Origin of the sequence: Microbacterium cremeum (assembly GCF_015277855.1) — a bacterium.
In the GTDB taxonomy this organism is placed as follows: domain Bacteria; phylum Actinomycetota; class Actinomycetes; order Actinomycetales; family Microbacteriaceae; genus Microbacterium; species Microbacterium cremeum.
Genome location: NZ_CP063812.1, coordinates 1,641,005 through 1,664,715 on the forward strand (window position 1 = coordinate 1,641,005; position 23,711 = coordinate 1,664,715).

Annotated in this window: 22 protein-coding genes; 15 read left to right on the plus strand and 7 right to left on the minus strand. The window is 71.0% G+C overall.

The genetic code is table 11. From position 1 onward, the window contains the following. Nucleotides 1-3 precede the first annotated feature (3 nt). On the minus strand, nucleotides 4-1,230 hold the full coding sequence (locus tag IM778_RS07340; RefSeq protein ID WP_228484801.1) for a DUF4349 domain-containing protein: 1,227 nt from the start codon (nucleotides 1,228-1,230) through the stop codon (nucleotides 4-6). Further along, a complete protein-coding gene (locus IM778_RS07345) occupies nucleotides 1,227-1,796 on the minus strand; it encodes an RNA polymerase sigma factor (protein WP_194411365.1) in 570 nt (189 codons plus the stop codon). Before IM778_RS07345 ends, IM778_RS07340 begins: the two co-directional genes overlap by 4 nt. A gap of 257 nt (nucleotides 1,797-2,053) precedes the next feature. Between IM778_RS07345 and IM778_RS07350 the strand changes: the two genes are divergently transcribed. The 7 genes from IM778_RS07350 to IM778_RS07380 all read left to right on the plus strand — a co-directional run bounded on the left by IM778_RS07350 (nucleotide 2,054) and on the right by IM778_RS07380 (nucleotide 9,750). Then, nucleotides 2,054-3,085 carry a TerC family protein gene (locus tag IM778_RS07350; protein ID WP_194411366.1) on the plus strand — a complete coding sequence of 344 codons (1,032 nt, stop codon included), beginning with the start codon at nucleotides 2,054-2,056 and terminating at the stop codon, nucleotides 3,083-3,085. 248 nt (nucleotides 3,086-3,333) lie between these two features. Continuing rightward, nucleotides 3,334-4,806: a 3-isopropylmalate dehydratase large subunit gene (gene leuC / locus IM778_RS07355; RefSeq protein ID WP_194411367.1), complete on the plus strand. Its 1,473-nt coding sequence runs from the start codon at nucleotides 3,334-3,336 to the stop codon at nucleotides 4,804-4,806. Nucleotide 4,807: 1 nt separating this feature from the next. Further along, a complete protein-coding gene (leuD, locus tag IM778_RS07360; RefSeq protein WP_194411368.1) occupies nucleotides 4,808-5,404 on the plus strand; it encodes a 3-isopropylmalate dehydratase small subunit in 597 nt (198 codons plus the stop codon). A gap of 71 nt (nucleotides 5,405-5,475) precedes the next feature. Beyond that, on the plus strand, nucleotides 5,476-6,858 hold the full coding sequence (murA, locus tag IM778_RS07365) for a UDP-N-acetylglucosamine 1-carboxyvinyltransferase (protein WP_194411369.1): 1,383 nt from the start codon (nucleotides 5,476-5,478) through the stop codon (nucleotides 6,856-6,858). Nucleotides 6,859-6,880: 22 nt separating this feature from the next. Beyond that, nucleotides 6,881-7,630: a lysophospholipid acyltransferase family protein gene (locus IM778_RS07370; RefSeq protein ID WP_194411772.1), complete on the plus strand. Its 750-nt coding sequence runs from the start codon at nucleotides 6,881-6,883 to the stop codon at nucleotides 7,628-7,630. Continuing rightward, the gene (locus IM778_RS07375) at nucleotides 7,620-8,756 is read left to right on the plus strand and encodes an NAD(P)H-dependent glycerol-3-phosphate dehydrogenase (protein ID WP_194411370.1); all 1,137 of its coding nucleotides are present in this window, start codon (nucleotides 7,620-7,622) and stop codon (nucleotides 8,754-8,756) included. Before IM778_RS07370 ends, IM778_RS07375 begins: the two co-directional genes overlap by 11 nt. After that, nucleotides 8,656-9,750 (plus strand): D-alanine--D-alanine ligase family protein, encoded by a 1,095-nt coding sequence (locus IM778_RS07380; protein ID WP_194411371.1) that lies wholly within the window; start codon nucleotides 8,656-8,658, stop codon nucleotides 9,748-9,750. The genes IM778_RS07375 and IM778_RS07380 overlap by 101 nt, the downstream gene beginning before the upstream one ends. A 7-nt stretch (nucleotides 9,751-9,757) precedes the next feature. Here the strand turns inward: IM778_RS07380 and IM778_RS07385 are convergent, their stop codons facing one another. Beyond that, entirely contained in the window at nucleotides 9,758-10,240 is a 483-nt protein-coding gene (locus IM778_RS07385) for a DUF3515 family protein (protein ID WP_194411372.1), read from the minus strand. A gap of 54 nt (nucleotides 10,241-10,294) precedes the next feature. Between IM778_RS07385 and thiL the strand changes: the two genes are divergently transcribed. Beyond that, nucleotides 10,295-11,290 carry a thiamine-phosphate kinase gene (gene thiL / locus IM778_RS07390; RefSeq protein WP_194411373.1) on the plus strand — a complete coding sequence of 332 codons (996 nt, stop codon included), beginning with the start codon at nucleotides 10,295-10,297 and terminating at the stop codon, nucleotides 11,288-11,290. Nucleotide 11,291: 1 nt separating this feature from the next. On the opposite strand, the gene rsmD is transcribed toward thiL, so the two are convergent. Next, on the minus strand, nucleotides 11,292-11,864 hold the full coding sequence (gene rsmD, locus IM778_RS07395; protein WP_194411374.1) for a 16S rRNA (guanine(966)-N(2))-methyltransferase RsmD: 573 nt from the start codon (nucleotides 11,862-11,864) through the stop codon (nucleotides 11,292-11,294). Nucleotides 11,865-11,908: 44 nt separating this feature from the next. Between rsmD and IM778_RS07400 the strand changes: the two genes are divergently transcribed. The 6 genes from IM778_RS07400 (at nucleotide 11,909) to mutM (ending at nucleotide 17,079) form a co-directional block, all read left to right on the plus strand. After that, complete coding sequence (locus IM778_RS07400) at nucleotides 11,909-14,071, plus strand: ATP-dependent DNA helicase RecG (RefSeq protein ID WP_194411375.1); 2,163 nt, start codon at nucleotides 11,909-11,911, stop codon at nucleotides 14,069-14,071. A 41-nt stretch (nucleotides 14,072-14,112) separates the two neighbouring features. Continuing rightward, entirely contained in the window at nucleotides 14,113-14,610 is a 498-nt protein-coding gene (coaD, locus tag IM778_RS07405; RefSeq protein WP_194411376.1) for a pantetheine-phosphate adenylyltransferase, read from the plus strand. 116 nt (nucleotides 14,611-14,726) lie between these two features. Further along, nucleotides 14,727-15,209 carry a YceD family protein gene (locus IM778_RS07410; protein WP_420488856.1) on the plus strand — a complete coding sequence of 161 codons (483 nt, stop codon included), beginning with the start codon at nucleotides 14,727-14,729 and terminating at the stop codon, nucleotides 15,207-15,209. A gap of 32 nt (nucleotides 15,210-15,241) precedes the next feature. Then, nucleotides 15,242-15,451 (plus strand): 50S ribosomal protein L32, encoded by a 210-nt coding sequence (gene rpmF, locus IM778_RS07415; protein WP_194411377.1) that lies wholly within the window; start codon nucleotides 15,242-15,244, stop codon nucleotides 15,449-15,451. Nucleotides 15,452-15,467: 16 nt separating this feature from the next. Next, entirely contained in the window at nucleotides 15,468-16,169 is a 702-nt protein-coding gene (rnc, locus tag IM778_RS07420) for a ribonuclease III (RefSeq protein ID WP_194411378.1), read from the plus strand. Then, nucleotides 16,162-17,079, plus strand: a complete 918-nt coding sequence (mutM, locus tag IM778_RS07425) for a bifunctional DNA-formamidopyrimidine glycosylase/DNA-(apurinic or apyrimidinic site) lyase (protein WP_194411379.1) — start codon at nucleotides 16,162-16,164, stop codon at nucleotides 17,077-17,079. The genes rnc and mutM overlap by 8 nt, the downstream gene beginning before the upstream one ends. 22 nt (nucleotides 17,080-17,101) lie before the next feature. Here mutM and IM778_RS07430 read toward each other — a convergent pair whose 3' ends face one another. From IM778_RS07430 to IM778_RS07440, 3 genes are all read right to left on the minus strand, one after another. After that, a complete protein-coding gene (locus IM778_RS07430; protein ID WP_194411380.1) occupies nucleotides 17,102-18,202 on the minus strand; it encodes a GNAT family N-acetyltransferase in 1,101 nt (366 codons plus the stop codon). After that, nucleotides 18,195-19,277, minus strand: coding sequence for a GNAT family N-acetyltransferase (locus IM778_RS07435; protein WP_194411381.1), 1,083 nt, complete (start codon nucleotides 19,275-19,277; stop codon nucleotides 18,195-18,197). The genes IM778_RS07430 and IM778_RS07435 overlap by 8 nt, the downstream gene beginning before the upstream one ends. An 82-nt stretch (nucleotides 19,278-19,359) precedes the next feature. Then, on the minus strand, nucleotides 19,360-19,638 hold the full coding sequence (locus IM778_RS07440) for a hypothetical protein (RefSeq protein ID WP_194411382.1): 279 nt from the start codon (nucleotides 19,636-19,638) through the stop codon (nucleotides 19,360-19,362). 522 nt (nucleotides 19,639-20,160) lie between these two features. On the opposite strand from IM778_RS07440, the gene smc reads away from it, so the two are divergent. Then, entirely contained in the window at nucleotides 20,161-23,709 is a 3,549-nt protein-coding gene (smc, locus tag IM778_RS07445) for a chromosome segregation protein SMC (protein WP_194411383.1), read from the plus strand. The last annotated feature ends 2 nt before the right edge of the window (nucleotides 23,710-23,711 follow it).

The window sequence follows — 23,711 nt, forward strand, 5'->3', positions numbered from 1 at the left end:
TCGTCACCGCTTCTCGTCGGTCGTCCCCGTGTCTTCTTCGGGTGCCGCCGGAGCGTCTCCCGTAGTCTCCGCCTGCGCGTGCCTCGCCCCGGCGCCCATCGCGGCATCCTCCCGCCGTACGCGGCGACGGCGCAGCACTCGCACGATGCCCCACACGATGAGTGCGGCGACACCGACGACCACGAGCCACGGCAGCAGGAAGCCGAGTGCGATGACGATTCCGTTGAGGGTCGCCACCAGACCGTTCCAGCCGGCCACGACTCCGTCCGCGAAGCCCGCGGGGTCCGCGTCCACGGTCTTGATGGCGGGGACGATCGTGACCGTCAGCGTCGACATCGCCACCTGGGTCTCGAGCATCTCGAGCTGCTGCTGGTACGACTCCAGGAGCGCCTGCCGCTCCGACAGGGCCGACTCCGCTGCGATGAGGTCCGCGACGCTCTCCGCCTGCGCCATCAGCTCGGTGAGCCGATCGACCGAGGCCTGCGCGGCGTCGATGCGCGCTTCGAGGTCGACCGTCTGCTCGGTGACGTCGTAGCGGTTGATCGAGGTCGCGGTGACCTCGCCGGTGTCGGCGAGCTCGTCCACGAGCGCCGGGAGCTCGTCGGCGGGCACCCGCACGGTCACCCACGCGCCGTCCGGCGTGTACGGCACGGGCATCGTGGAGTCCACCACCCCGCCGTCCATGGGGTCGACCGGGTACACCCTGCCGTCGGTGCCGATGCTCATCGACTCGACGTAGCCGCCGTGGGCGACCGCCGACTCGCCGACCGTGCGGGCCGCGGCCTCGACATCGTCCACCGACACGGTCGCCGAGGCGGTCGTGATGATGTCGCGGTCGGCCGCGGAGCCCGCGCCCATACTCTGGTCGGCCGCTTCCTGCTCGGCCAGACCCGGCATCGCCTCGCGCGAATCCAGCGCCACACCCGAGTCCATGCCGCCCCAGGCGTCATCGGCCGGCGCGACGGGCGCGATCGCCGAGCCGTCGCTCGTGCCGCCCGTCCCCGAGACGAGCGAGCCGACGCTCGGCGCGATGACCGCGGCGACGGCCACGATCGCGGCGGCGGCGCCGCCCGCGATCCAGAGTCGGCCGCGGCGGGTACGGCGCGCCGCCTGCCGCGAGCGGTCGCGGGCGATCTCGGAGAACAGCGCCTCTTCGATCTCGTCGACGCGATCGCGCGAGAGCTCCGGAAGGGTCACCGGCGTCGCCGGCTCCAGGTGCTGCATGCTCATGTGCTCTCCTTCACGACGGTCCGCAGTCGCGTGCGGATGCGGGAGAGACGATTGCGGACGACGCCCTGGGTGACGCCGAGCTCGTCGGCGGCCGCCTGATACGCGTAGCCATCGACGGCGCACAGCCGGAAGATGGCACGGTCCAGCTCGCCCAGTCCTTCGACCTCGCGCAGGATGGCCTCGGCGAGTGCGCCGTCGACCACCTGCTGCTCGACGTCGACGGTCGCGACCAGGTTCTCGTCCGCCGCGCCGGCGGTGTGCTCGCGATCGCGCTTCTGCTTGCGGATGCGGTTCGCCGCCTGGAAGCGGCACACCGTGGCGAGCCAGGGCAGCAGCGAGTCGCCCGCGAGGTCGAGGCCGGGCAGCTTGCGCCAGGCGACCAGGAAGGTCTCCTGCGTCACCTCCTCGGCGTCGGCCGGGTTGCCGACCAGACCGTGCGCGAGCCAGTAGACGGGCCGGACGTACGCGCGGTACAGCGTGCGGAACGCGTGTTCGCTCCCGCCGGCCGCGAGGGCCACGAGCGCAGCGTCGCCTGATGACTCGCCGCGCGGGTGGTCGTATGCCATGCCCATCCTCCGCTCGCTTCGAATTGTCTCTCACTCTGGGGGTGTCTGCAGCGCCCTCATCGTCTCAACATGGGCGGTTTCGGCATCCGTCCCTGTATTCTGAGGCGAGCGAGAGGGAGTATCCCCACTGCGCGCATCCGTCATCACGGGTCCCGACAGAGTGACCCCGGGTGTGCGACGCGGAACGACCGGACCCGTCCGGCCGCGGGGAGAGACTTTCGGCATCGACCGACCCTCGTTCCTCCGAAAGGCCCTGAATGGACCTCACGCTTCCCCTGTGGTTCGAAATCGGATCCCTCGTGATCCTCTCGCTCATCCTCCTGGGCGATCTCCTCCTCATCCTGAAGCGCCCCCACATCCCCTCGACCCGGGAGTCGACGCTGTGGGTGGTGTTCTACGTGACGCTCGCGCTGATCTTCGCGGGACTCATGTGGATCTTCGCCGGCGGCGAGTACGCCGGGCAGTTCGTCGCGGGCTGGCTCACCGAGTACAGCCTGTCGATCGACAACCTGTTCGTGTTCGTGCTGATCATGACGCAGTTCGCCGTGCCGCGCCGCTACCAGCAGGAGGTGCTGATGGTGGGGATCATCATCGCGCTCGTGCTGCGCGGCCTGTTCATCCTGGCCGGCGCCGCGATCATCGAGCAGTTCAGCTGGGTGTTCTACATCTTCGGCGCCTTCCTGGTGTGGACCGCGATCCGCCAGGCGTTCCCCGGCGGCGACCACGACGACGAGGTCAAGCAGGAGGCGTTCGTCGTGCGCGTGCTGCGCCGCACCATCGACATCAGCGACAGCTACGACGGCTCCAAGATCCGCACGGTCGTCGACGGCAAGAAGATGTGGACGCCGATGGTCATCGTGTTCGCGGCGATCGGCGTGACGGATCTGCTGTTCGCGATCGACTCGATCCCGGCGATCTTCGGCATCACGCAGAGCCCGTTCATCGTCTTCACCGCGAACCTCTTCGCCCTCATGGGCCTGCGGCAGCTGTACTTCCTGCTGGGCGACCTGCTGGACCGCCTGCGCTACCTCCACTACGGCATCGCGTTCATCCTGGCGTTCATCGGCGTGAAGCTCGTCTTCCATGCGATGCACGTGAACGAACTGTGGTTCATCAACGGCGGCGAGCACATTGAGTGGGCGCCCGAGATCTCGACCTGGATGTCGCTCGGCGTGATCATCGTCGCGATGACCGTTGCCACGGTCGCGAGCCTTCTCGCGTCGTCGCGCGACAAGCGCCGCGAGGCGACGGATGCCGCATCCGCCGCCGCCGCCGAACGACAGGACTGACCGGGCCGCGCCGTCGGCACGGCAGCGGGGGCGGGCACGGACCCGCCTCCGCTGCCCGCGTCGTCGCATGACCGCGCCCGGGCCGGCGTTCAGCGCGCCGGTGGTAACCTAACCTCGTGCGGATCGCTCGCCTCCTCCTTAGCGGCCGCGACGAGTCCTAGTTCCAGGCCTCCCTCGTCGCGGAGTTTCGTCGCGGGCCCGAATCACCGGTGGGCGAAGCCCCCATTCCGAGGAGAACGACAGAGCACATGAGCACGACCGACGCATCCCCGATCGCCGGAATCCCCGACCGTCCGCGCACTCTCGCCGAGAAGGTGTGGGACGACCACCTCGTGGTCAAGGGCGAGGACGGCCAGCCCGATCTCATCTACATCGACCTGCATCTGGTGCACGAGGTGACCAGCCCGCAGGCCTTCGACGGGCTGCGGGCGGAGGGCCGCCCGGTCCGCCGGCTCGACCTCACCATCGCCACCGAGGACCACAACACCCCGACGCTCGACATCGACAAGCCGATCGCCGACCTCACCAGCCGCACGCAGATCGAGACGCTGCGCCGCAACGCCGAGGAGTTCGGCGTTCGCCTGCACTCGCTCGGTGACAAGGAGCAGGGAATCGTCCATGTCGTGGGGCCGCAGCTCGGCCTCACGATGCCCGGCATCACGGTCGTGTGCGGCGACTCCCACACGTCGACCCACGGCGCCTTCGGCGCGATGGCGTTCGGCATCGGCACCAGCGAGGTCGAGCACGTCCTGGCCACGCAGACGCTGCCGCTGAAGCCGTTCAAGACGATGGCGATCACCGTCGAGGGCGAGCTCAAGCCCGGCGTCACCGCGAAGGACGTCATCCTCGCCATCATCGCGAAGATCGGCGCGAACGGGGGGCAGGGCTACGTGCTCGAGTTCCGCGGCAGCGCCATCCGCTCCCTCTCGATGGAGGGGCGCATGACGATGTGCAACATGTCCATCGAGGCCGGTGCACGTGCCGGGATGATCGCTCCCGACGACATCACGTTCGAGTACGTGAAGGGCCGTGATCACGCACCTCAGGGACGGGATTGGGAGGATGCCGTCGCCTACTGGCGGACGCTGCCCAGCGACGAGGGCGCCGTCTACGACGCCGAGGTGTTCCTCGACGCGAACGAGCTCGAGCCGTTCGTGACGTGGGGGACGAACCCCGGCCAGGGCGTGTCGCTGAGCGACGTCGTGCCGTCGCCGGAGGACTTCGCCGACCCGAACGAGCGCGCCGCCGCCGAGCGCGCGCTCGAGTACATGGACCTCTCGCCCGGCACGCCGCTCAAGGACGTCGCCGTCGACGCCGTCTTCATGGGCTCGTGCACCAACAGTCGCATCGAGGACCTGCGCGCCTTCGCCTCCGTGATCGAGGGCCGCAAGAAGGCCGACGGCGTGCGGGTGATGGTCGTTCCCGGCTCCGCGCGCGTGCGCCTGGAGGCCGAGGCCGAGGGCCTCGACAAGGTCTTCACCGAGTTCGGCGCCGAGTGGCGCTTCGCCGGCTGCTCGATGTGCCTGGGCATGAATCCCGACCAGCTGGCGCCGGGGGAGCGCTGCGCCTCCACGAGCAACCGCAACTTCGAGGGCCGCCAGGGCAAGGGCGGACGCACGCACCTCGTGTCGCCCCTCGTCGCGGCTGCGACGGCGGTGATGGGGCGCCTCGCGAGCCCCAGCGATCTGCCGGCACACGAATCGGCCGGAGTGGAGGCCTGACATGGACAAGTTCACGACCCACACCGGCATCGCGGCACCGCTGAAGCGCTCCGCCGTCGACACCGACCAGATCATCCCGGCCGTCTACCTGAAGCGCGTCACCAAGACCGGCTTCGAAGACGCCCTGTTCGCCAACTGGCGCCAGGATCCGGAGTTCGTCCTGAATCAGCCGGCGTACGCGGGTGCGAGCATCCTCGTCGCCGGTCCCGACTTCGGCACCGGCTCGAGCCGCGAGCACGCGGTGTGGGCGCTGCGCGACTTCGGCTTCAAGGTCGTGCTGAGCGCCAAGTTCGCCGACATCTTCCGCGGCAACGCCGGCAAGCAGGGACTCGTCACCGGCGTCGTCTCCGAGTCCGACGTCGAGGCGATCTGGGCCGCTCTCGAGGCCGAGCCCGGCGCCTCCATGACCGTCGACCTCCAGGCCCGCACGGCGAGCGTCGGCGCGCTCCAGGTCGCTTTCGACATCGACGATTACACTAGGTGGCGGCTTCTCGAAGGGCTCGACGACATCGGGCTGACGCTGCGCGAAGCAGACAAGATCTCGCAGTTCGAGGCGCGCCGCGAGGCGTGGCGGCCGCGGACGCTCCCTGTTCCGTGAGTCGGGTCGGGCGCCACACCATGGCGTCCGCCCCCCGCAAGCCCCTCGAAGAACCAAGTGAGGACAACCGGATGAAGTCGCTTCTGAACGTCGCCGCGGGTGAGACCGCGACCCCGAAGCCGGGAGAGAAGGAAGTGGCGGGAGAGATCCTCGCGATCCGGGGCGGACGCCCTCTGACCGGCCGCGTCGAGGTCAAGGGGGCGAAGAACCTCGTCACCAAGGCGATGGTCGCCGCCCTCCTCGGCGAGACGTCCAGCACGCTGCGCGACGTCCCCGACATCAGCGACGTCCAGGTCGTGCGATCGCTCCTCGAGGTCCACGGCGTGCGCGTCGAGGACGGCGAGGAAGAGGGCACTCTGCACCTCGACCCCAGCGGCGCGGTCACCGCGCACTTCGAGGAGATCGACGCGCATGCCGGGGCATCCCGCATCCCGATCCTGTTCTGCGGACCGCTCCTGCACCTTCTCGGCGAGGCGCTCATCCCCGACCTCGGCGGATGCCGCATCGGCGACCGCCCGATCAACTTCCACATGGACGCGCTGCGCGCGTTCGGCGCCGTCGTCGACAAGAGCTACGAGGGCATTCGCATCACCGCGCCCAACGGCCTGCACGGCGCGAACATCGAGCTGCCCTACCCGAGCGTCGGCGCCACCGAGCAGGTGCTCCTGACCGCGGTGCGGGCGAAGGGCACGACCGAGCTGCGCGGGGCCGCGATCGAGCCCGAGATCATGGACCTGATCGCGGTGCTGCAGAAGATGGGCGCGATCATCTCGTACGAGCCCAATCGCGTGATCCTGATCGAGGGCGTCGAGACGCTCCGCGGCTACGACCACCGCGCGATCTTCGATCGCAACGAGGCCGCGTCGTGGGCGTGCGCGGCGCTCGCGACCGACGGCGACATCTTCGTCGGCGGCGCGCGCCAGCAGGAGATGCTGACCTTCCTCAACGTCTTCCGCAAGGTGGGCGGCTGGTTCGACGTGCGCGAGGACGGCATCCAGTTCCGCCGCGGCGGTGCGCTCAAGCCGGTGATCGTCGAGACCGACGTGCACCCCGGGTTCATGACCGACTGGCAGCAGCCGCTCATCGTCGCGCTGACCCAGGCCGAGGGCCAGTCGGTGGTACACGAGACCGTGTACGAGAACCGTCTGGGCTTCACCCACGCCCTCAACCAGATGGGCGCCGACATCGTCGTGCACCCGCACGGCATCGACGCCCCCGACCGTCGCGTCGCCCGACGCGCGCTCGAGCAGGCCGCGGTCATCAACGGACCGACTCCGCTGCACGGCGCCGACGTCGTCGTGCCCGACCTCCGCGGCGGGTACAGCTATGTGATCGCCGCACTCGCGGCCGAGGGCGAGTCCGTCGTCCGCAACATCGGGATCATCCGCCGCGGGTACGAGAAGTTCCTCACCAAGCTCGAGACCCTCGGCGCCGATTTCGACGTCATCGGGTGATCCGGTGAGTCCCTCGTCGCCGATGCCGCGGGCTTCCCAGGAGAAGACCAGGCCGAGCGTGTTCTGGCCGCTCGCGGCCGTCGCCGCTCCGCTCATCGCGCTGCTGTTCAAGCTCGAGATCCACGGGGCCGAGAAGCTGCCGCGCGAAGGCGCGTACGTGCTCGCCCCGAACCACTACTCGGAGGCCGACCCGCTCGCCGTCGCGCTCGCGGTGTGGAAGGCCGGCCGTGCGCCGCGGTTCATGGCCAAGGAGAGCCTGTTCCGCGTGCCCGTGCTCGGGTGGATCCTGCGCAGCACGGGCATGGTCCCGGTGGCGCGGTCGTCCTCGGCGTCCTCCGCACGCCAGACGCTCGAGACCTCCGAGACGCTCGTACGGCTCGGTCGCGGGGTGATCGTCTACCCCGAGGGGACGCTCACGCGCGAGCCCGATCTGTGGCCCATGCGCGGCAAGACGGGCGCCGTCCGGCTGGCGCTGGCCGCCGGCATCCCGGTGATCCCGATGGCGCAGTGGGGCGTGCAACAGGTGATGCCGCGCTACGGCAAGCTGCGCCTGTGGCCGCTGCGCCGCCGCGTGACGGTGCTGTTCGGCGATCCGGTCGACCTGTCGGCGTTCCAGGCGGACGGGCAGACGGCGAGCCTCACCGGCGCGACCGACAAAGTGATGGCCGACATCGCCGGACTGCTGTCGCAGCTGCGCGGCGAGCCGGCGCCCGCCGAACGGTGGAACCCCGCCGACCACGGTCAGAAGGAGACGGGTCGCCTTGAGCCGTAGACACGACGCCGCCCGTCCGCGCGTCGCGGTGATCGGAGCCGGCAGCTGGGGCACGACCTTCGGCAAGATCCTCGCCGACGGCGGCGCTCACGTGACGATGTGGGCGCGCCGCCCGGAGCTCGCCAGCGAGATCCAGGAGGCCAAGCGCAACAGCGAGTACCTCCCCGGCATCAACCTGCCGCGCGGGATGCACGCCACGCACCACCTCTCGGAGGCCGTCGAGGGCGCCGAGCAGATCTACCTGTCGATCCCGAGCCAGGCGGTGCGCCAGAACCTCAAGGCGATCCGTCCGCTGATCTCGCGCACCGATGCGCCGATCGTGTCGCTGATGAAGGGGGTCGAACGACGCACGGGCCTGCGCATGAGCCAGGTCATCGAGCAGGAGCTGCACTGCGATCCGTCACGTATCGCCGTCGCCTCCGGGCCGAACCTCGCCCTCGAGATCGCCCGCGAGCAGCCGACGGCGGCGGTCATCTCGTCGACGAGCCAGGAGACCGCCGACGCCGTGGCGCGCCGGGCGCGCAACCGCTACTTCCGCACCTTCGTGAACACCGACGTCATCGGCACCGAGTTCGGCGGCGTGCTCAAGAACCTCATCGCCGTCGCGATCGGCATCGTCGACGGGGTCGGCTACGGCGAGAACACCAAGGCGTCGATCATCACGCGCGGGCTCGTCGAGATGACCGACTTCGCCGTCGCGTTCGGCGCGCAGCCCGAGACGCTGCAGGGCCTCGCCGGCCTCGGCGACCTCATCGCGACGTGCCAGTCGCCGCTGAGCCGCAACAACACGGCCGGGCGCCTGTTGGGGCAGGGGTACCGGTTCGACGACGTCGTGAAGCAGATGAACCAGACCGCCGAGGGCCTGGCGTCGGTCGCGCCGATCCTGCAGCTCGCGCGCGAGGTCGGCGTCGAGATGCCGATCGTCGAGCAGGTGAAGATGGTGCTCGACGGCACGATGAACCCGCGCGACATCGCGCCCCACTTGACGACAGACGATGACACCCCGAAGGGCGAGAGGACGCAGAATGGACAAGCCGGCGGTGGCGGTGCTCTTTGGCGGTCGATCCAGCGAGCACTCGATCAGTTCCGCAACGGCGGGCGGGGTGCTGCGGGCGATCGATCGTGACCGCTACCGGGTGATCCCGGTCGGGATCACCCGCGACGGCGTGTTCGTCCTTGAGGACGACGATCCCGGCAAGTTCGCGCTGGACGCCGAGCGTCTGCCCGAGGTGGTCGACAACGGCACGCGCGTGCTGTGGCCCGAGGGCGGCGCGGACCGCACGCTGCGCGCGCGGCGTGCCGACGGCTCGGTCCAGGACCTCGGCGAGCTCGACGTCGTGCTGCCGATCCTGCACGGCGTGCACGGCGAGGACGGCACGGTCCAGGGGTTCCTCGACACGCTCGGCATCCCGTACGCGGGCGGTGGCGTGCTCGACTCGGCGCTGTGCATGGACAAGCACTTCATGAAGATCGTGCTCGAGGCCGCCGGCGTGCCGGTGGCGCCGTGGGTCACCGTCACCCGCGCGCGGTGGGATCGCGACCCGGCCGGTGTGCGAGCGGATGCCGCGACCCTCGGCGAGCCCGTATTCGTCAAGCCTGCGCGCGCAGGGTCGAGCGTCGGCGTGTCGAAGGTCCACGACGCCTCCGAGCTCGACGAGGCGCTCGCGCTGGCCTTCGCGGAGGACGACAAGGTGCTCGTCGAGGCGGCGATCGTCGGGCGTGAGGTCGAGGTCGCGATCCTCGAGGGTCGCGACGGCGCCGGCGCACGGGCGTCGCTCCCGGGCGAGATCGTGCTGACGACCCGCGAGTTCTACGACTTCGAGGGCAAGTACCTCGGCGGCGACGGCGCCGAGGTGGTGTGCCCGGCCGACCTGGACGGCACCGAGATCGCCGCGATCCAGGAGCTCGGCATCCGCTCGTTCGACGCCGTGGACGGCCGAGGTCTCGCGCGCGTCGACTTCTTCCTCACCGACGACGGCCTCTACGTCAACGAGCTCAACACGATGCCCGGCTTCACGCCGATCTCGATGTTCCCGAAGTGCTGGATCGCGTCGGGAATGAGCTACGCCGAGCTCATCACCGAGCTCGTCGACACGGCGCTGGAGCGCGCGAAGGCCTGACCGGCGGTCAGCGCTCGGGCAGCAGCGTCTCGGTCAGCGTGCATGCGCCCTCGGCCGTGGTGGCGACGCCGACGACCCGTTCGCCCAGCTCGGTGAGCACATCGTTGGGCGAGACGATCTCGTTGTCGATGAAGACCTCGATCGCGGGGACGCGGCCGTACGTCGTGACGAGGTAGTTCGGCGCGCGGCTCTCGTCGACGATCCAGTCGACGCCGCCGAGGGTGATGCACTTCGCCTCGGTCGGTCCCGGGGCTGTGACGCCGCACCGCAGCAGCACCGCGGACGGGTCGCCCCACGCCCCGGACGCCTGCGCGTCGGTCCACCGACGCGGCTGGTCGGCGATGTGGTCGGGCAGCCGCACGGTCACCTCGGCGCACGCGGGGTCGTTCGCGCCGTCGGCCGGCTGCATGTCGACGGTCGACGTGCATCCGGCCAGCGCCGCCGCCGCGACGAGCAGGAGGGCGGCGGCAGCGGAGGGGAGGAGGCGCACCGTTCCAGGCTAACCCGGCACGACGGCCCGGCTGTGCGACGGTAGCGTGGACGCGTGGTGGACGAGCAGGCCGATCGGAGCGTCGGCGAGTTGAGCGAAGGCGAGATCCTCCGGCGCATCCTCGACCGGCTCGGGGACTCGGACGCGCTCGTGGGTCCGGGCGACGACGCCGCGGTGCTGGCGGCGGCCGACCGCCGCGTGGTCGCGACGGTCGACACGCTCGTGCACGGCCCGGACTTCCGGCTGGCGTGGTCGACCGGCTTCGACCTCGGCTACAAGGCGGCGGCGGTCAATCTCGCCGACATCGCGGCGATGGGAGCGACGCCCACGGCGCTGCTGGTCGCGCTCGCGATGCCCGACAGCACGCGCATGTCGTTCGTGACCGCTCTCGCCGACGGGCTGCGCGCCGCGTGCGACGAGCTGGCGCCGGGGTGTGCCGTGGAGGGCGGCGACCTCACCGTGTCGGACACGCTCACCGTCGCGGTGACGGCGCTGGGCGCGCTCGCCGGGCGTGCGCCCGTGCTGCGCTCGGGCGCCCGGGCGGGCGATGTCGTGGCCGTGGCCGGCTCCCTCGGACGCGCCGGTCGCGGACTGCGCGTGCTGTTCGAGCGGTTCACGGATGCCGAGGGCCGGCCGTCGCCCATCGACGAGCGCCTGCTCACCCCCGAGGAGCGCGACGACCTCGCCGCGCAGCTGCGTCCGGCCCCGCCCGTGGCGCTCGGCCCCGTGGCCGCCGACTCAGGCGCCACCGCGATGATGGACGTGTCGGACGGGCTCGTGCTGGACGCGTCGCGCCTCGCCGAGGCATCCGGGGTCACGCTCTCGATCGAGTCCGCGTCTCTCGGCGCCGACCCCGCGTCGGCGCTCACCGGCGGCGAGGACCATGCCCTCCTGGCGACCTTCCCCTCCGAGCAGGCGCTGCCGCAGGGATTCCGCCGCATCGGGTCGGTTCACAGGCGCGGCGAGCACGGCGTGCTCGTGGACGGACGCCCGCACGCGGGGCGTCCCGGCTGGGACCCCTACCGCGACTGGGACGAGCGCACCGGGTGATTCAGCGGGTCGCGGCTCCGGCCGCCGCCCACCACAGCGCCGTGTCGCCGTAGCGCTTGGACCTCGTCGGCGTGAGCCCGTCGGGCAGAGCCGGCTCGGGGGAGCGCGCCGCGCGCTCGATGACGACATCCGCGCCCTCGGCCAGACGCGGCACGAGCAGGGCGAGTGTCGCCGACAGCTCGGCCTCGCCGACGTCGTACGGCGGGTCGAGGAACACGAGGTCGTACGTCGCGGCGGACGACCTCAGGAACGCATCGGCCGTGCTGCGGTGCACGCGGATCGCGACGTCCGCGGCCAACGCCTTGGCGACCCGTCCGGCGTTGCGCTGCGCGACGGATGCCGCACGCGGCGACTTCTCGACGAGATCGGCCGATGCCGCTCCGCGGCTCACCGCCTCGAGGGCGAGCGCCCCCGACCCGGCGTAGAGGTCGAGCACGGCGGCGCCTCGCAGCGCGTCGGCCGCCTCGAGGGCGCCGAACAGCGACTCCCGTACGCGGTCGCTGGTGGGTCGCGTGCCGGCGTCGGGGACGTCGAGCACAAGGGAGCCGGCACGGCCCGCGATGATGCGCGTCACCCCCTCACGATAGCCCGTCGGCCCTTCGCGCTAACCTCGAAGCCATGGCGTCCTTCACCCTCGAGTCGCGGCTGGGCGGCGCGATCGGCGGCAAGACGGCGGCGGCGCTGGAGCGGGCGTTCGGCATGACGACCGTGGGCGAACTGCTCGCGCACTACCCGCGCCGGTACGCGCGTCGCGGCGAGCTCACCCCCATCTCGTCGCTGCCGGTCGGCGAGGCCGTGACGATCGTCGCGGAGGTGCGCCGGGTCAACGAGCGCCGCATGAAGAACCGCAGCGGTTCGATCCTGGAGGTCGTCATCAGCGACGGCCACGGGGATCTCTCCCTGACGTTCTTCAATCAGACCTGGCGGGTGAAGGACCTCAGGCCCGGGCGGCGCGGGATCTTCGCCGGCAAGGTGGGGGAGTATCGCGGGGCGAAGCAGCTCGCGCACCCGGACTACGAACTCTTCGCCGACGAAGAGACGGCGCGCATCACGGCGGAGGCGAACGCGAACCTCCCCATCCCGATCTACCCGGCCACGAGCACGGTGGCGAGCTGGCAGCTGCAGAAGATCGTCGACCTCGTGCTCGACGGCCTGGGCGAGGTGCCCGAGCCGCTGCCCGACGAACTGCGCGCGCGGCACGCGCTCCGTCCGGCGCGCGAGGCCATCGAGCGCATCCACCGGCCGGCGACCTTCGACGAGATCGAGCCTGCGCGCGCGACGCTGCGGATGCAGGAGGCGTTCGTGCTGCAGGCGGCGCTCCTGCAGCAGCGCGCTTTCGTGCGGGCGATGTCGGCCACGAAGCGACGGCCCGGCCCGCTCCTGGAGCGGTTCGATGCGACGCTGCCCTTCCCGCGCACGCCCGATCAGATCAGCGTCGGCGACGAGATCGAGCGCGACCTGCAGGGCGACTGGCCGATGAACCGCCTGGTGCAGGGCGAGGTCGGATCCGGCAAGACCCTCGTCGCCCTGCGGGCCATGCTCCAGGTCGCGCAGGACGGCGGCCAGTCGGCTCTCATCGCGCCCACCGAGGTGCTCGCCGCGCAGCATCTGCGATCGATCGCACGGATGCTGGGACCCCAGCTCGCGCCCGAGCTCATGCCCACCCTGCTGACCGGGCAGCTCTCGGCGGCCGAGCGGCGCAAGGCCGCGTTGCGCGTGGCGTCGGGCCAGGCGCGCATCGTCGTCGGCACGCACGCGCTGCTCAGCGAGAGCACGACCTTCGCCGACCTCGGGCTCGTCGTGGTCGACGAGCAGCATCGGTTCGGCGTCGACCAGCGCGAGTCGCTGCGTGCGAAGGGCTCGTCACCGCATGCCCTGGTGCTCACCGCGACGCCGATCCCGCGCACCGTCGCGATGACGGTCTTCGGCGATCTCGACGTGTCGACGATCCGCACGATGCCCGCCGGCCGGGCGGGGATCGAGACGTTCGTCGCCCCGCTGGGCGAACGACCCGGGTGGTTCGGGCGCGTCTGGGAGCGCATCGCCGAGGAGGTCGGCCAGGGCCGGCAGGCGTTCGTGGTGTGCGCGGCGATCGACGCCGAAGCGCTGACGAAGGACGACACCGCCGACGAGCCGGTCGCGGATGCCGCGGGCGAGGCGCCCCGCACCCGCTGGGGCGTCGTGCAGGTCGCCGACCTGCTGTCGAGGCATCCGTCGTTCGAGAGCATCCGAGTCGAGATCCTGCACGGCAAGATGCCCTCCGACGAGAAGGATGCCGTGATGCAGGCGTTCGCGCGCGGCGACGTCGACGTGCTCGTCGCGACGACGGTCGTCGAGGTGGGTGTCGATGTGCCCAACGCGTCGACGATGGCGATCCTCGAGGCGGATCGGTTCGGCGTGTCGCAGCTGCACCAGCTGCGCGGTCGCGTCGGGCGCGGCGGCGTGCCGGGGCTGTGCCTGCTCGTGACCGAGGCCGCCGCGGGCAGTCCCGCGCGGGCACGGGTAGAGGCGGTGGCGTCGACCCTCGACGGGTTCGCCCTCGCCGAGGTCGACCTCGAGCTGCGGGGCGAGGGCGATGTGCTCGGAGACGCGCAGTCCGGTGCGCGGTCCTCGCTGCGGCTGCTGCGGGTCGTGAAGGACGCCGACATCATCGCCGAGGCGCGCATCGCCGCCGAGCACGTCCTCGCCGACGATCCGGCGCTGGACCGCCATCCCGGGCTCGCCGCGGCGCTCGAGCGCAACGTCGGCATGGCCGAGCGCGCCGCCCTCGCCAAGAACTGACCGCGCCCGGGAACCCCTGGCCCGCCCAGTAGGCTGGTCGTATGAGCAGCCGGATCGCCGTCGTCCCGGGATCGTTCGATCCGCCGACCCTCGGTCATCTCGATGTCATCCGTCGCGCCGCGTCGCTGTACGACGAGCTCCACGTTCTCGTCGTGCACAACCCCGGCAAGGAGGCGATGCTGCCCATCGCGCAGCGCCAGGCGCTGCTGGAGCAGTCCATCGCCGAGAGCGACATCGACGGCGAGGTCGTCGTCGCCTCGTGGAGCATGGGCCTGCTCGTCGATTACGCCACGGATGTCGGGGCGAGCGTGCTCGTGAAGGGCATCCGCTCGCAGGTCGACGTCGCCTACGAGACCCCGATGGCGATCGTCAACCGCCATCTCGCCCACATCGAGACGGTGTTCCTGCTGCCCGACCCCGCCCACGCGCTCGTCTCGAGCTCGCTGGTGCGGCAGGTCGCGTCGCTGGGCGGAGACGTCTCGCCGTTCGTGCCTGCTGCGGTCGCGCGGTTCCTCGACACCGGAGCCCGCGGCATCTGATCCGACGCCGGCGCCGCGTCGACTCAGCGCGGCTACGATGGGGGATCGTGGTCAGAAAGCATGTGACGGGTCCGTTCGTCTTCCCCGTTCGAGATCTGGTGCACCATCCCGGCGAGATGCGCGAGCACTCGCTCGACGTGCCGGCACCCGCCAAGTGGGGCGAGGGCCTGGTGGCTGTCGACGAGGGCGAACCGATCGCGATCGACGTCCGCCTCGAGTCGGTCCACGAGGGGATCCTGGCCTCGGGCGAGGTCGGCACCGAGTACACCGGGGTGTGCAGCCGTTGCCTCACCGACATCGCCGAAGGGCTCGAAGTCGAGTTTCAGGAGCTTTTCGCGTATCCTGGGGACGAAGAAACTGACTTCGAGGTTCAAGACGACCACGTGGATCTTGAAACTCTGGTCAGGGAAGCCGTCGTCCTGGCGCTTCCGTTTCAACCGGTGTGTCAGCCGGATTGCCCCGGCCTCGATCCGGTCACGGGCGAGCGGCTGACCGAGAACGCCGGGTCAGAGCAGCGTGAACCCCTCGATCCACGATGGGCTGCGCTCCAGGACTTCACCACGAGCCACGACGACGAATCACCGCGCTCCCGCGGCTGAGCCGGCGTCGAGAACACAGAAGAGAGCAAGCAATGGCAGGCAACCCCCCGAAGCGGAAGGTCTCCCGTTCCAACACGCGCTCGCGCCGCGCGCAGTGGAAGGCCGAGGCCCCCACGCTCGTCAAGACCGTCGAGAACGGCAAGGTCGTCTACAGCCGTCCGCACCACGCGAAGGTCGTCACCGACTCGCAGGGCACGGAGCTGTTCCTCGAGTACAAGGGCCGCAAGGTCGCCGACGCCTGATCGTCGCGCACCTGACGTGACCGACGTTGCTGCCGAGCGCACCGCGCTCGCAGAGCTCACGCAGAAGCTCGGAGTCGAAATCGACCCCGAGCTTCTGTCGCTTGCGCTCACGCACCGGTCGTGGGCGTACGAGAACGGCCAGGGTCCGCACAACGAGCGTCTCGAGTTCCTGGGCGACTCGGTGCTCGGGCTCGCGGTGACCGTGCGCCTGTTCACAGGACACCCCGACCTCGACGAGGGGGCACTCGCCAAGCGCCGCGCAAGCGTCGTCTCGACCGTGGCACTCGCCGAGATCGCACGCGGCATCGGCCTGGGCGAGCACCTGCTGCTCGGTCGTGGCGAAGACCTCACCGGGGGCCGCGACAAGGACTCGATCCTCGCCGACACCATGGAGGCTGTCTTCGGTGCTGCGTATCTGTCGGTGGGACCGGATGCCGCGACCGGCCTCGTCCTGCGGCTCGTCGAGCCGCTGCTGGCCGATCCCGAGCGCTACGGCGCCGCGATGGATCCCAAGACGGCGCTGCAAGAGCTCGCGGCGCGCGGCGGCTTCGAGCCGCCGGCGTACTCGGTGACCTCGACCGGTCCCGACCACGACCGCAGATTCACCGCGACCGTGCTGATCGGCGATCTCGCCGCCGAGGGCGCCGGGACGAGCAAGAAGCACGCCGAGATGGCGGCCGCCCTCCGCGCCTGGCGCGAACTCAGCGGGCGTGCCTGAGCTCCCCGAGGTCGAGGTCGTCCGCGCCGGCCTCGCGCCGGCGGTCACCGGCGCGACGGTGCTGGGCGTCACGGTGCTCGACGAACGCGCGCTGACGCGCCACTCCGGCGACGGCGCGCACTTCGAAGCGGCGGTCACCGGGCGCGTCATCGGCGGGGCGGCACGACGCGGGAAGTTCCTGTGGCTGCCGCTCGAACCCGTCGCCGCCGCCGCGGCCCCGACCGAGGCTCTCGTCGGTCACCTCGGCATGAGCGGGCAGCTGTTGCTGCGCGCTCCGGGTGCGGCCCCCGAGCGCCACGAGCGGGTGCGCTTCGACATCGCGCACCCGCAGCACGGCGAGCTCGCGGTCGTCTTCGCGGATCAGCGGACGTTCGGATCGCTCGCACTGGACGAGCTCGTGCCCACCGGCGACGGGGCGCCCGGCGGATTCGGCGTCGACGCGGCACTGGCCCCGTCACAGGTCGCCCACATCGCCCGGGACCCTCTCGATCCCGCGTTCTCCGAGGCAGGATTCCGGCGCGCGCTCTCGCGCAAGGACTCGGCGATCAAGCGCGTGCTGCTCGATCAGACCGTGGTCAGCGGCATCGGCAACATCTACGCCGACGAATCCCTCTGGGCCGCCCGCATCCATCCCGAGACCCCGGCGCGGACGCTGTCGGCGCGCGCCGTCGGACGCGTGCTGGCAGAGGTGCGCCACGTGCTCGAGAAGGCGCTGGCCGAAGGCGGCACGAGCTTCGACGCGCAGTACGTGAACGTCAACGGTCAGGCCGGGTACTTCGCCCACTCGCTCAACGCGTACGGCCGCACCGGAGAGCCGTGCCCCCGGTGCGGCCGACCGATCGTGCGGGTGTCGTTCACGAACAGATCGAGCCACTTCTGCCCGCGCTGTCAGCGGTCCCCGCGGGCCTGAGCCCGCGGAGACCGCTGTCGCCTCACACGTCGAGGACCTTCTTCCACGCTCCCGCGTACGAGGCCGGGACGAACCCGATCGCCTCGTTGATGTCGAGCATGTGGCGGTTCTCCTCGGCGTTGAACGTCGACACCCGCGGCGATTCGGGCACGAGCTGCCGCCATCGCAGCAGGTTCGCGCACTTGACGATCGTGCCGAGACGGTGTCCGCGGTGCTCCTTCAGGACGAGCGTGCCGTACTGCTGCGTGGCGCCGCCGTGGTCCTCCGCGATGACGAGCTCGTTGTACGCCGCGATCGTCTGGGTCGGCTCGTGCAGCACCGCGGCCACCGACACCGTCAGCCCCTGGGACTGCTGCCGCGCGTCGCGCCGCCGCACGCGCGCAGCATCCCAGCGCTGCTCGTCGACGACCAGGCCGCCCTGCGGTGCATCCGTCGACATCCGCGAGAGCGCATAGGCGAAGCCGTCCTGGTGCTCGGGCGGCGTCGGCGCGGTCCACGCGATCTGACGGTAGTCGGGTCCGGCCGCAGTGACGGCGTCGGCGAGCATGCGTTCGACGAGCGCGAAGTCCCCGGTGAGGTCGAGAACGCTGTTGCGCTCGACCTGTTCCAGCGTGAACCCGTTCGACACGTGGAACACGGTCTGGCGGTCCTCGGCGGGGACCTCGCCCCAGCCGGTCGACGGGCTCAAGCGAGGGCCCGGCGTGCTGGGGCGGTGGAGCGTCCAGGTCTGGATCGTCGCGAGACCGCGCTCTCGCGCCTCGCGCTCGACCTCGGCGAGGAGCAGCTCCTCCACGCCGGCGCCCCAATGCGGAGGGTCGACCATGACATCGAACTCGAGCGCGCTGGCGCCCGGATCGTTCGAGACCATCAGCTTCGCCGCGCCCAGCACGACCTCGTCGCGCAGGACGGCATAGCCGAGCTGCGTCCAGTCCGACTGGTCCTGCCAGAAGCCGAGCATCTCCTCCGGCTCCTCGTGCAGGTAGTCGTGGCCGGCGTCGTGACGGCACACCGCGTTCGCGATGCGGACCATCTCGACGAAGATGCCGGCGTCGGGCGACGCCAGCGAGTCCGGCACGACGACACGCTGGACGGTGAGCACTCCGGCTCGTGCGAGATCAGTCATCGAGCACCTTCTTCCACGCGCCCTCATACGCGATGGGCGCGAATCCGATCGCCTCGTTGATGTCGAGCATCGGGCGATTCTCTTCTGCGTTGTACGTCATCACCCGCGGGGACTGCGGCGCGACATCCCGCCACGACAGGAGCGCCGCGCACTTGACGAGGGTGCCGAGCTTGTGGCCCCGGTGCTCCTTGAGCACGAGCGTGTCCTCCTGGTGCGTGACCTCGGTGCGGTCCTTGCCGACCACGAGCTCGTTGAAGGCGCACAGTTCGCCCGTCTCGATGTGCTGCGCGGCCGTGACCTGCCGCGTGCGGCCGGCGTCGGTGTACCGCGCATCGTGCACGGCGATGCGCGCGGCATCCCACGTCTCCTCGTCGAATTCGAGCGCGGCGGACGGGGCGTCCGTCGACATGCGCGACTTCATCCACGCATAGCCGTCGACGTACTCCGGGGGCGTCGGAACGAACCACTGCACCACGCGATAGCCGGTCGACGCCGCGCGGGCCTCGGCGAGCAGCCGTTCGACATCCTCGAACGAGCCGGTGAGGTCGAACGCGCTGTTGCGCTCGACCTGCTCGAGCGTGTACCCGTGGCGCAGGAAGAACCGGGCGATGTGATCGTGCGGGATCTCGCCGAACCCGGTCGGCGGTGCGAGCCGCGGCCCGGGAGCCGCCGGATGCTCGGCCCAGGCCTGCAGCACGGAGCGGCCGTTGTCGCGCGCGGTGCGCTCCACGAGGTCGTACGCGGACGAGCCGATGCCGCGTCCCCACGAATCACGCAGCAACTCGATGAGCCAGAACGCGACTTTCGAGCCCTTCTCGTTCGGCAGGTCGAGGCCGATGCGGCCCACGATGGCGCCGCCGTCGAGGATCACCCAGGCGAGGCGTCGCTCGTACGGGGTCTCGCGGTAGTGGGGGAGCGCCTCGTCGGCGCTGATGCGGTGGTCGTCGTGGCCCGAGATCTCGCGGTAGATGGCGTTGCGCACGCGGACCATCTCCACGAAGTCGGCGGCGTCGGGGGAGTCGATCGAGTCGGGCACGATGAGAGGGCGGAACTCGATCCCGGTGAGTGTCTTCATTGTGGTGCGTCTTTCGCAGTCGGTTTCGGAGGGGGACCCAGGGGGTCCGTCACCCGGTGCCGGGTGACGGACCCGTCTGCGATCACTGGCGAGGCGCGAGCAGGAGCGCCTCGCGCTGGAAGGCGCGTGCGCGCTGCGCAGTCGCCTCGTCGTGCCGGCTCGCGTGCGCGTGCCGGCGGCGGTCGTCCGCGAGTCGCGGGGTGCGGGTGCTCCACAGCAGCAGGCGAAGACCCACGCGGAGTGCGACGCGATCGAGGAGCGTGGTGCGCGTGTCGCGGCTCGAGAGTCGCAGCGTGTCCGACAGCAGGTCGTCACGTTGGTACGGCTCGTCGCGGCGCTGCGGCGCGAGAAGGGTGTTCATGGTTGTTCTCTTTCCGGATGGGTGGTGGGATGCCGCGGGCAGGCGCCCGAGGCGGAGATGCCGTGCCGCAGCACGACGGGCGGGAGGCAGGGGCGCGCGGTCGTCCGGATGGTCGAGGACGGCGTCGTCAGAGGGGACGGCGTCCGGGAACCGGAGCGGCGCGAAGCGAGGATGCCCGAAGAAGGGCAGAGTCCTCCCCTGCGCGGGTCAGATGGCGGCGGGGAAGCGGCCGCTCAGCGTGGCGCCGAAGGAGAGGGTCCCCAGTGCGCGCGAACGAATCGCTCCGCCTGCGATGGCGAATCCAGTGGTGTTCATGTGCATCATCGCGGGGACCTCCTTTCTCGACTTCAGACGCGAAAAGTGACAGTACCGCGAACCTGAGACCGGCGTCAAGCGTTCTCGCAGATTCGGGGGACGACGGGCGTGTCGCGGCATCCGCCCGCACCCCGGCCCGCCTTCGCGGGCGCACGGGCGTCCTCGGGTAGCGTAGGCGGGTAATCGACCGGGGTGGAGGGCGCATCCATGCACCTGAAGAGCGTGACGCTCAAAGGGTTCAAGTCGTTCGCCCAGCCGACGACCTTCGCGCTCGAACCCGGAGTGACCTGCATCGTCGGCCCCAACGGCTCGGGCAAGTCCAACGTCGTGGACGCCCTCGCCTGGGTGATGGGCGAGCAGGGGGCGAAGACGCTCCGCGGCGGCAAGATGGAGGACGTCATCTTCGCCGGCACGGCGACGCGCGGCCCGCTCGGCCGTGCCGAGGTGCAGCTGACGATCGACAACAGCGACGGCGCGCTCCCGATCGAGTACTCCGAGGTCACGATCAGCCGCACGCTGTTCCGCAACGGCACGAGCGAATACGCGATCAACGGCGAGACGTGCCGGCTGCTCGACGTGCAGGAGCTGCTGAGCGACTCGGGTCTCGGTCGAGAGATGCACGTCATCGTGGGTCAGGGCCGGCTCGACAGCGTCCTGCAGGCGACGCCCGAGGATCGCCGCGGCTTCATCGAGGAGGCCGCCGGCATCCTCAAGCACCGACGCCGCAAGGAGAAGACGCTCCGCAAGCTCGAGGCGATGGAGGCGAACCTCACGCGCTTGAGCGACCTCGCGGGGGAGCTGCGCCGTCAGCTGAAGCCGCTGGGCCGTCAGGCCGAGATCGCACGCGAGGCGGCCACGATCGCGGCGGTGGTGCGCGACGCGAAAGCCCGGCTCTTCGCGGACGAGATCGTCGCCCTTCGTGCGGAGCTCGCCTCGTACGCGCAGAGCGAGCAGGAGCGTCACGCCGAGCGGATGGTGCTGCAGGAACGGCTCGACAACGCCCGGGTGCGCATCGAGCAGCTCGAGAACGACCAGCGCTCCGAGACCGTCGACCGCGCGCGCCGCGTGGCACACGCGCTCGAGCGGGTGCAGGAGCGGCTGCGCAGCCTTTACGCGCTCGCGGGGCAGCGTCTGGCACTCCTGGGTGAGGCCGAGGACGAGGAGCGCATCGAGCTGACCACGGTGTCGCAGGCCATGATCGACGAGGCGCGCACCGAGATCGGCACGATCGGCGACGGCCTGGGAGAGGCGCAGGATGCCGCCGCCGAGGCCGCGCGGGACGTGATCCGCGCGCGGGCCGAGCTCGACGCCCTCGACGCCGACATCGCGGCGCAGAGCGCTCTCGTGTCGGAGCACGACATGCGCATCACCGCGCTGCGCGGCACCGCCGAGGCCGCGGCATCGGCCCTCGCCGCCGTCCGCACCGCCGTCGAACGCCAGCAGAAGGCGCTGGACGCGGCCGTCGGCCGGCGTACCGAGGCCGAGGAGATCCTCGCCGGGGTCGACCCGGGGCTCGTTCCCGACGCGTCGTCGGCAGATCACGCCGCCGCGTACGAGCGGGCGCAGCGCGACGCCGCTGATGCCGAGTCGACGGTCGCGTCCCTTCGCGAACGGCTCCACGCCGCCGAGCGGGAACGCGAGGCGCTCACGGCGCAGACCGCGGCGCTCGGGCGCGCCTTGGATGTCAAGAACGGTGCGTCGGCGCTGATCGCCGAGGGCCGCGCCGGGGTCCGGGGGCTGGTGGCCGATGCGGTGCAGGTGAAGGCCGGGTACGAGGCCGCGATCGCCGCCGTGCTCGGGCCGGTCGCCGAAGGCGTGCTCGTCGATGACCGCGCCGATGCGTTCGCTCTGGCCGAGGACCTCCGCGGCGGCGACGCGGGCGTCGTGGACATCGTCATCGCCGCGGGCGCCGCGACGCGCATGCAGCTGCCGCGCATCGCCGGACTGCTGCCGGCCCGCGATGTCGTGACGGCCCCCGAGGGGGTGCTCGGCGTGCTTTCGCACGTGCTCGTCGCCGACGACCTGGACGCCGTCCGCTCGGCGGGACCGGCACTCGCGGACGCCGAGCTCGGCGGCTCGGTCACGATCGTCACGCGCGGCGGCGAGGTCTACACCGCGCACTCGCTGCGCGCCGGGGCCGGCGCGTCGCGGTCGCGGCTCGAGCTCTCGGCCGAGCGGGATGCCGCAGCCGAGCGCCGCGACGAGATCGCGGTGGTGGCGGACTCGCTGCGAGAGGCGCTCACCGACGCCACGCGTGAGCTCGAGACCGCGCGACACCGTACGAAGGCTGCACTTGCGACGCTGCGCGAGCACGATGCGGCGCTGGCCGCCCACGCCGAGAAGGTGAACCGGGCGACGGTGCGGCACGAGGCCGCCGTCGCCGAATGCGAGCGGCTCGCCGCCGGTCTCGCGCAGGCCGAGGCGGCCGTCGTCGACGCCGAGGCCTCCGCGCGCGTGGCCGAGGAGCAGCTCACCGCGGCGCTCGAGGCGCCGAGGCCGATCCTGGACGCGTCGGCGCGCGACGAGATGCTCGCCGCGCTCGAACAGGCACGCGACGCCGAGATGCGCTCGCGACTGGAGGTCGAGACCCTCCGCGAGCGCATCCGCGCGGGCGAGGCACGCGTGGTGGCGCTCGAGCGCCAGCGGGAGCGCGAGCGCGAAGCCGCCGCCGAAGCGGCACGTCGCGCCGTGGTGCGCCGGGCGCAGCGCGAGATCGCGGCAGGCGTCGCCGCGCAGCTTCCTGCCGTGGTCGACTCGGTGGACCGTTCGCTCGCGCAGGCGCGCGCCGACCTCGCCGCCGCGGAGTCGGAGCGGACGGCTCTCACGGCCGAGCTCTCCGAGCTGCGCGTGCAGGAGGCGTCGGTGCGCGAACGGCTCGCCGGTCTCACCGAGAGCGTGCACACGCTGGAGCTGCAGATCCACGAGAAGCGGCTGCACGCCACCGGACTGCTCGAACGCGTGCAGTCGGAACTCGGGCTCGACGAGAACATTCTCGTATCGGAATATGGACCGGATCAGCCCGTTCCCGTCGAGTCGGCGCCGGCCGGATCCGACACGGACGACGACGCCGCGGATCCCCCGAGCGTGCCGTACGACCGGACGCAGCAGCGACGCCGCCTCCAGGAGGCCGAGCGCAAGCTGACGCAACTCGGCCGTGTGAATCCGCTCGCGCTCGAGGAGTTCGAGGCGCTCGAGCAGCGGCACAAGTTCATGACGGAGCAGCTGGCCGACCTCAGCCAGACGCGCAAGGACCTTCTCACGATCATCGAAGAGCTCGACGAGCGCATGCAGGAGATCTTCCTCGCGGCGTTCGAAGACACCAAGACGGCGTTCGGCGAGGTCTTCCCGATCCTCTTCCCGGGTGGCAGCGGATCGATCACACTCACCGACCCGGACTCGCCGCTCACCACGGGCATCGAGGTCAGCGTGCGGCCGGTCGGCAAGAAGATCGAGCGACTCTCGCTGCTGTCGGGCGGCGAGCGTTCCCTTGCCGCCGTGGCGCTGCTCACCGCGATCTTCAAGGCGAGGCCGAGCCCGTTCTACATCCTCGACGAGGTGGAGGCGGCGCTCGACGACGCGAACCTGGGCCGGCTGCTCGGGGTGTTCGAGCAGCTGCGGGAATCGAGCCAGCTGATCGTCATCACGCATCAGAAGCGCACGATGGAGATCGCCGACGCGCTCTACGGCGTCTCGATGCGCCAGGACGGCGTGTCGGCGGTCGTCGGGCAGCGCATCGTCGAACGCGTCGCCAGCTGAGC